The organism is Mesorhizobium sp. B2-4-17 (genome assembly GCF_006441275.1).
Lineage (GTDB): Bacteria > Pseudomonadota > Alphaproteobacteria > Rhizobiales > Rhizobiaceae > Mesorhizobium.
Window position 1 is genome coordinate 152,038 of the sequence record NZ_VFUX01000010.1, and the last position, 6,791, is coordinate 158,828.

A 6,791-nucleotide genomic window follows, 5' to 3' on the forward strand; every position below is an offset into this window, starting at 1 on the left:
GCTTGGCGCCGACTCTCGAAATTTGTTGCACCCTGGCCCTATCGGGAGCAATTTGCTGCTCACGGACCGGGCAAAAACAAGTCCGATGGGGATTGGGAAATGACGCTCAAGCTGATCGGGGCCGGTTTCGGCCGCACCGGCACGTGGTCGACCTTTGCCGCGCTGAACAGGCTCGGCCTGCCTTCCTACCACATGCAGGAAGTCATCATGAACAAGGCCAACAAGGGCCATCTCGACTTCTGGCGCATGGTGGCCAACAGTCCGCCCGGCACCCAGCACGACTGGAACCGGGTGTTCGCCAACTATACGGCCACCGTCGACAATCCCGGTTGCTGCGTATGGCGGGAACTGCTCGTGGCCTATCCCGACGCCAAGGTGTTGCTGACGCTGCACCCGCGCGGCGCCGAAGCCTGGTACGAGAGCACGATCGACACGATCTATTTCACCAACAATGTCTGGCAGTTCAAGATCCTGGAATGGCTGACGCCGTTCGGCTGGAAATTCGGCGACATGTCGAAAAAGCTGGTGTGGGGCCGCGCGCTCAAGGGCGTGATGGACGATCGCGCCAGGGCGGTGGCCCGCTACAACGCCTATATCGACGAAGTGAAGGCCGCGGTGCCGCCCGAAAAGCTGCTGGTCTACAAGGTGACCGAAGGCTGGGGGCCGCTGTGCGATTTTCTGGGCGTCGCCGTGCCCAACGATCCCTTCCCCAACCTCAACGACCGCGAAACGATCAAGAAGATCATCCGCGACATCATCAAGGGCTCCTACATCATGCTGGGGCTGAGCGTGGCGGCCGTCGCGGCGGTGGTCGCCGCATTATGGTTGTGGCTGCGGTAGCCCGCCACCAAGGCAGACGGCAATCCGTGATGGGCCAGGCCCGTACTCGCGAGTGCGGGAACAAACGCCGGCAGCCCGAGTTTTGCCTCCAGTCTTCACAGGTATTGGAGGCCACAATGGCACCGCGCGGCAAACCCCGCACCGACGATGATGACGGCCCGCAGGCGGATAGCCCGACCATCGAGCAGCAGGATTGGGACGCCGTCAAGGGCGGCCAGATCCTGCCTGATAGCGTGCCGGAAAACGGCGACATGCGCTACGGCACCGAGAAAGAGGGCGACCTGCCGCAAGAGGATGACGACAATCCCTACCAGGAGAGTGACGAGGCCCTGCCCGACGACGAGGAAGAAGCCGCGATCACGCGAAACCCGACCCGGGAGGGCCGGTTCGACGAGACGTAATTGATCATCGAAAAACTCCCGCCGTCCCCGCAATGTTCGCGTAATGCTTGGAGCTACCCCGGCCGACAATAGCCGTGGCGCGTCGCCTTTTTGCCCGTCCAACGCCCGTATTCGCCTCTCAACAAGGTAAAGGCTTTATATTGCAATTGGCTAAAATAGCGGAACGTCCAATGGACATTGCCGGAACCGAACAGGCCCCCTCGGACCTTTGCGTGCGCGACCCAAGACCTTAGTCCCAGAAGAAAACGCAAAGGGCCGATGAGGGCCCCTCCTCCGGGAACATCCGGCCCCTGCCGCCGTTTGCAAAGGTCTGTGAACCGGGCTCATCCCCGGAGGGAGCGTGATGTCCCATCGGTCCATCATCATCAAGACAGGTCACGGTCCGGGCACGGCGGTTGCCGTGCTGGCGGTTGGGCTGGTGGTGGTCGGCATCGTGTTCCTCGTCCTGGGCGGCGCGCTCTATTTCGGCGAACAGCCGTCCAATCAGCATGCGCTTTCCTCCGTGCCGGCCCGATCAGTGCAGACGGCCGATCGTGCGGCGGAAAACTGATGAAAGCGCGGCAGGCGGCGCGGTCGCCTTGCAATAAACATTAGATATTGCGAATATAATGATCAACCGGCCAGTGCCAGAAGCCGGCTTGGCCCGGTGTGCCTTTGTTTGCACCTGGTCGCCGGGCCACTTTTCCTGCCCGCCGGCGACGCGCTCAGCGCGCTATCTTGCCGTCCTTCGCCACCGCCTTGCCACGTCGATCCACCGACCGCTCCTTTGCCACGGCCGCGACCGCTTGGGCACGTGCCGCGCCCGCATGGCGACGAAGTCGGCGCTGGCGCCAACCACGATGCCATGGCCTTCCAGCCCTTCGCGCTTCGGCGAAGCAGGCGTCGGATCCGCGCTGCTGGTCCTGCCTATTCCGCTTTCGCGGAAGTTTCAAACATCAGCCAATGTGCAATGGTGTCGTTGCGGCGGTACGAGCCGCCCTGGTTGACGCGGGCGCCCAGCACACCCCAACATGCGCCCCCCGCCCGCGTCGGCCATGGCGTTCAGCGCCATACAGCTTCTCAAGCGTGGCGTCGGCCAGCCTGCCGGCCAGGCGCGCCGGCGCCAGGCCGACCGGCCGTGGCAGGTCCTGTGACACCAGCCCGGCGGGCGAGCCGGGCGTCAGCCGGAAATCCTGCGATTGCGTCGCGTTGGCGCCGGCAAGCGCCAGCCCGGCGGGGTCGAAACCGCGAAGCGGTAGGCGCCGGGCGAGCGGATCACGGCGCTGGCCGACGACGTCGACTGATTACTTCAGCTCCACCCACACCGGCGCATGGTCGCTGGCGCCGTCCTGCCCGCGCACCTCGCGGTCGATGCCCACCCCGTTCAGCCGGCGGGCGAGCGTCTTCGACAACAGGATGTGGTCGAGCCGCAGCCCGGCATCGCGCGGCCAGCGGTTCCGCCGGTAATCCCAGAAAGTGTAGAGCGTTTCCTTCGGATGCTTCTTGCGCAGCGCATCTGTCCAGCCCTGTTCGAGGAGGGCGGCGAAGGCGGCGCGGCTTTCCGGCTGCACCAGCGCGTTGTCGTCATAGGAGCGGGTGGCGTAGATGTCGCGGGGCTCGGGCACGATGTTGAAGTCGCCGGCCAGCACCACCGGCAGGCCGGTGTCGAGCAGCTGTTCGGCATGGGCTTCCAGGCGCGCGTGCCAGGCGAGCTTGTAGGTGAATTTCGGCCCCGGCCGAGGGTTTCCGTTCGGCGCATAGAGGCAGGCGACGACGATGCCGTCCACCGCCGCTTCGATGTAGCGGCTCTGCCGGTCTGCATCGTCGCCGGGCAGCGCATCGCGGGTCAGGACGGGTTCGGATCCTCGCGCGAGTATGGCGACGCCGTTCCAGGTCGGTTCGCCCTTCCACACCGCGCCATAGCCGGCCGCGGCGAGCCTGGTCAGCGGAAACTGCGTGTCGCGCGCCTTCAGCTCCTGCAGGCAGACGACATCGGGTTTTGCCGTCGCCAGCCACGCCAGCAGGTTTTCGAGCCGGCTGTTGATGTTGTTGATGTTGAAGGTGGCGAGTTTCATTTTTGAATGCCGAAGGCGACCCTCGCTTCGTCATCCTCGGGCTTGACCCGAGGATCCATGCCGTGACCCTCGCCGTGGAACGCGGCGGGGCAAAACTCCGAACCTTTGCATCGCCTTGGCGTCACGGCATGGATCCTAGGATCTGCGCGCGTCGCTTCGCTCCTTGCTCAGCCCTAGGATGACGACAGTGATTGTCGCGCCACCCATGCCTTCACCGTGTTTGCCACCGTCTTCAGATGATCGGCGGTGGAGAAACCCGAAACGCTCTTGCGCGGCTTCAAATCGTGGTCGCCATCCTCCAGCCAGATCACCTTGATGCTGTCGGACAGCCCATAACCCGCCACCTCGTCCATGGTGCCGAACTCGTCGCGCGTGCCTTGAAAAATCAACGTCGGCGTCTTCAGCCCGGTGAGATGCTTGGTCCGCAACTGCTCCGGCTTCCCCGGCGGATGGAAGGGGTAGCCGAGGCACACCAGCCCGGCGATTTCGCCCTTGGCAAGCATCTCGTCGGCGACCATGGAGGCGACGCGCCCGCCCATCGACTTGCCGCCGATGATCAGCGGACCGGCGACGCCCCTCGCCCTCAGGTCGGCGATCGCCTTGATGTATTCCGGGTTCACCGTCTCGGCGCGCGGCGGCGGCTTGCGGTGGCCGTAGCGGCGCGCCGCCATATAGTGGAACTCGAAGCGCGCGACCTGGAAGCCCGCGGCGGCCAGCGCCTTGGCGGTGGCGGTCATCGAGGGCGAATCCATCGACGCGCCGGCGCCATGCGCGAGCAGGATGGTGACAGGCGCGGTGTCGTCGCCGTCGAAGAGGAAGCTGGTCATGGGGTGATGACTCGCGCGACGCCGACGCTGCTGATCTCCCCCCTAGTGGGGGAGATGCCCGGCAGGGCAGAGGGGGGCGCGAAGGAATGCCAGCCTTCGGTCAAATGTCCAAGAGGCGGATTCCTTTGAAAAAGGCCGATCTGTCGGCGGGGCAGCGCCCACCTCTGTCCTGCCGGACATCTCCCCCACAAGGGGGAAGATTGGCTGTCATCTCGGCCTTCGCCAATCATGCTCACACCGCCGTCCGCGCCAGTTGCATGTCCACGAACTGCACGCCCTTGGCTGCAACCCCGGCCCATTCGGACTCCGCGTCGAGCTCAAGATACCGCACCCAATTTCGCCGTGCCTCAACCAGATTGCCGGCATCGAACTCCAGCCTGGCCAGGTTGAACACCGGGTCGGCATAATTGCTGTCCAGCGCGATCGCCTTCTGCAGGTGCCTTCGCGCCGAAGCGTCGCGGCCCTCTTCGCTCATCAGCCCGGCGAGGTTGAACCAGGCCTCGACGAAGGCCGGGTCGAGTTTTATGGCGCGGGCATAGTCGTGCGCCGCCTCCGCCACACGCCCACCGGCGCGCAGGCAGTTGGCGCGGTTGAAGGCGGCGATCGCGTCGGTGGGGTCGATGGCGAGGCAGCGCTGGTAGAGCGCGGCGGCCCCGTCATGGTCGCCGCCCTCCTCCGCCGCTTCGGCGTCGGCGAACAGCTCTTCCAGCGTGTCGTCGCCTTGCGCGGCCGCGCCGAGATCGAACAGCAACTGCCCGTCGAGCTCGCTCTGGCCGCCTTCGAGATAGATCGCGTCCGGCCGGCCATGCTGCGAGCCGACATTGAGCGACTTGGCGGTGAGCGAGGCGACCGGGCCGGAGCGGTGCACGGAACGCGCGATGGCGCCCCACGTCGCCCCGCCGGCGACCAGCCCGGCATATTTGCGTGCCAGGATCAGGTCGCGGAAGGAATAGGGTTCCGCGTCGTGCTCGAAGGCATCGAACAGCGACAAAAGGTCAAGGTCGGCGCCGGAGAGCCGCGATTGCTCGATCAGCGATTGCCTGGAAAGGGACGCCTGCGGCGCCTTCATCAGCCCGAGCAGGCGCAGGAAACCGTTCTCGCTGATCAGCGTGCGCCCGGCGGCGCGTTCGGCAGCGATGCGGCGCTCGATCCCGGCATCGCCGTTCCGGGTCAGCCCTGCCTTGGCAAGCAAAGTCCGGCCGAACACGATGTGCGTGGTGCGCCTGGTGATGCCGCGCCGGAGCTGGCCGTGCTGGCGTTCGACCTCGCGCGCGGCGAGCCGCAGCGGAAACGCCGCCAGTGCGCCGATCGTGCCGAAGACGGCGCCCGGGACCGAGACGGCTCGTGCCGTCATTTCTTGCTCTTGCCGACCGCCTTCAGCAGATTGGCCTTCAGCGGATTTTCAGGCGCACCGCCCGCTGCCGCCTTCTTGGCGGGCTTGGCAGGCGCCTCCTCGGCCTTGCTCTTCGACTTGGCCGGCGGCTTCGACTGCGACAGGCTCGCCTTCAGCGCATCCATCAGGTTGATGACATTGCCGCGCTCGGGTGCGGCCGCGATGATCGGCTTATGACCCTTGAGCTTCTCGCGGATCATCGCCATCAGCGCGATCTCGTAGCGGTCCTCGTAGTTCTTCGGGTCGAAGGTGGTTTCCTTCTGCTTGATCAGCGCTTCGGCGAGTTCCAGCATTTCCGGATCGGGCTTGCCGGCCGGGATGTTGCCGAAATACTCAGCCGTGCCGCGCACTTCGTTCGGGTTCCTCAACGTGCACACGAACATGCCGTTCTCGCGCGGGCCGATCGTCACCACCCGCTCGCGGCTGGACAGCACCAGCCGGGCGATCGCCAGCTTGCCGGATTTGCGCATCGCTTCGCGCAGCACCGCGAAGGTTTCCTCCGCCATTGCGCCATCGGGGGCCAGGTAATAGGGCGCGTCCTGATAGATCACATCGACCTCGCCTTCGTCGACGAAGGCCTCGATGTTCATCGTATGGTTGGACTCGATGCGCACCGCGTCGAGGTCGGCGTCATCGATGATGATGTACTGCTTGTCCTCATACTCGTAGCCCTTGACCAGATCGGCGCGCTCGACGAGCCCCAGTTCCGGGTCGACCGGCTTCATGTTGATGCGGTTGTGGGTCTTCTTGTGCAGCTGGTTGAACGAGATGCGTTCGCTGGCGCTGGTGGCGGGATAGAGCCGCACCGGACAGCTGACCAGACTGAGTTTGAGGTAACCTTTCCAACTTGCCCTGGGCGCCATGATACACTCCTACGCGGCCATGCACTGACAATATGTTGGAGCATGGGTCTTGTCCAAAAACCGGTTCCCACTTTTGGGGACCATGCTCCAAGCAGCGCTGTTCGTCCGCAGGACGAATAAGGCTGCGCAAATCCTACACCGGCCCCGCACGATACCGGCAAATCCTGACGAAATGTTTTAGGTCGCCGGCGGGGTCGGAGGTGAGGATAATTCAAAATGTAAGAAGCGTCGATGGCAGTCGACGGCAGGCGGGGTGCTTGCGATTAGGCGAATGTCTCGAAGCTTCGTCATCCTAGGGCGTAGCAAGGAGCGAAGCGACGCGGCGCAGACCCTAGGTGTTTGATCCCGAGCTTTAATGGTGCGATATTTTCTTCCGACTGGAAGGATGCGTTATGGGACAAGTTCTGCACGGC

General features: G+C 64.6%; 8 protein-coding genes. 4 read left to right on the plus strand and 4 right to left on the minus strand.

All coding sequences use genetic code 11. The features are described 5' to 3' along the window. The first annotated feature begins 99 nt into the window (after nt 1-99). The 4 genes from FJ548_RS10500 to FJ548_RS30715 all read left to right on the plus strand — a co-directional run bounded on the left by FJ548_RS10500 (nt 100) and on the right by FJ548_RS30715 (nt 2,374). Nucleotides 100-840 carry a sulfotransferase family protein gene (locus tag FJ548_RS10500; protein WP_140611417.1) on the plus strand — a complete coding sequence of 247 codons (741 nt, stop codon included), beginning with the start codon at nt 100-102 and terminating at the stop codon, nt 838-840. Between the two features lie 116 nt (nt 841-956). Further along, entirely contained in the window at nt 957-1,241 is a 285-nt protein-coding gene (locus FJ548_RS10505; RefSeq protein ID WP_140611415.1) for a hypothetical protein, read from the plus strand. Between the two features lie 343 nt (nt 1,242-1,584). Then, on the plus strand, nt 1,585-1,791 hold the full coding sequence (locus tag FJ548_RS10510; protein ID WP_140611413.1) for a hypothetical protein: 207 nt from the start codon (nt 1,585-1,587) through the stop codon (nt 1,789-1,791). A gap of 460 nt (nt 1,792-2,251) precedes the next feature. Beyond that, a complete protein-coding gene (locus tag FJ548_RS30715; protein WP_281407064.1) occupies nt 2,252-2,374 on the plus strand; it encodes a hypothetical protein in 123 nt (40 codons plus the stop codon). 150 nt (nt 2,375-2,524) lie between these two features. Here the strand turns inward: FJ548_RS30715 and FJ548_RS10525 are convergent, their stop codons facing one another. The 4 genes from FJ548_RS10525 to FJ548_RS10540 all read right to left on the minus strand — a co-directional run bounded on the left by FJ548_RS10525 (nt 2,525) and on the right by FJ548_RS10540 (nt 6,378). Then, nucleotides 2,525-3,295, minus strand: a complete 771-nt coding sequence (locus FJ548_RS10525) for an exodeoxyribonuclease III (RefSeq protein WP_140694708.1) — start codon at nt 3,293-3,295, stop codon at nt 2,525-2,527. A gap of 173 nt (nt 3,296-3,468) precedes the next feature. Then, the gene (locus FJ548_RS10530; protein ID WP_140777827.1) at nt 3,469-4,122 is read right to left on the minus strand and encodes an alpha/beta fold hydrolase; all 654 of its coding nucleotides are present in this window, start codon (nt 4,120-4,122) and stop codon (nt 3,469-3,471) included. A gap of 232 nt (nt 4,123-4,354) precedes the next feature. After that, nucleotides 4,355-5,476 (minus strand): tetratricopeptide repeat protein, encoded by a 1,122-nt coding sequence (locus tag FJ548_RS10535; protein ID WP_140777828.1) that lies wholly within the window; start codon nt 5,474-5,476, stop codon nt 4,355-4,357. Then, complete coding sequence (locus FJ548_RS10540; RefSeq protein ID WP_140694717.1) at nt 5,473-6,378, minus strand: Ku protein; 906 nt, start codon at nt 6,376-6,378, stop codon at nt 5,473-5,475. The genes FJ548_RS10535 and FJ548_RS10540 overlap by 4 nt, the downstream gene beginning before the upstream one ends. Nucleotides 6,379-6,791: the final 413 nt, after the last annotated feature.

What these genes read in the sequence shown, in the direction of transcription:
- FJ548_RS10500 (WP_140611417.1), top strand. Translation starts at nt 100, where the DNA reads ATGACGCTCAAGCTGATCGGGGCCGGTTTCGGCCGCACCGGCACGTGG.
- FJ548_RS10540 (WP_140694717.1), bottom strand. Translation starts at nt 6,378, where the DNA reads ATGGCGCCCAGGGCAAGTTGGAAAGGTTACCTCAAACTCAGTCTGGTC.
- FJ548_RS30715 (WP_281407064.1), top strand. Translation starts at nt 2,252, where the DNA reads ATGCGCCCCCCGCCCGCGTCGGCCATGGCGTTCAGCGCCATACAGCTT.
- FJ548_RS10505 (WP_140611415.1), top strand. Translation starts at nt 957, where the DNA reads ATGGCACCGCGCGGCAAACCCCGCACCGACGATGATGACGGCCCGCAG.
- FJ548_RS10535 (WP_140777828.1), bottom strand. Translation starts at nt 5,476, where the DNA reads ATGACGGCACGAGCCGTCTCGGTCCCGGGCGCCGTCTTCGGCACGATC.
- FJ548_RS10530 (WP_140777827.1), bottom strand. Translation starts at nt 4,122, where the DNA reads ATGACCAGCTTCCTCTTCGACGGCGACGACACCGCGCCTGTCACCATC.
- FJ548_RS10525 (WP_140694708.1), bottom strand. Translation starts at nt 3,295, where the DNA reads ATGAAACTCGCCACCTTCAACATCAACAACATCAACAGCCGGCTCGAA.
- FJ548_RS10510 (WP_140611413.1), top strand. Translation starts at nt 1,585, where the DNA reads ATGTCCCATCGGTCCATCATCATCAAGACAGGTCACGGTCCGGGCACG.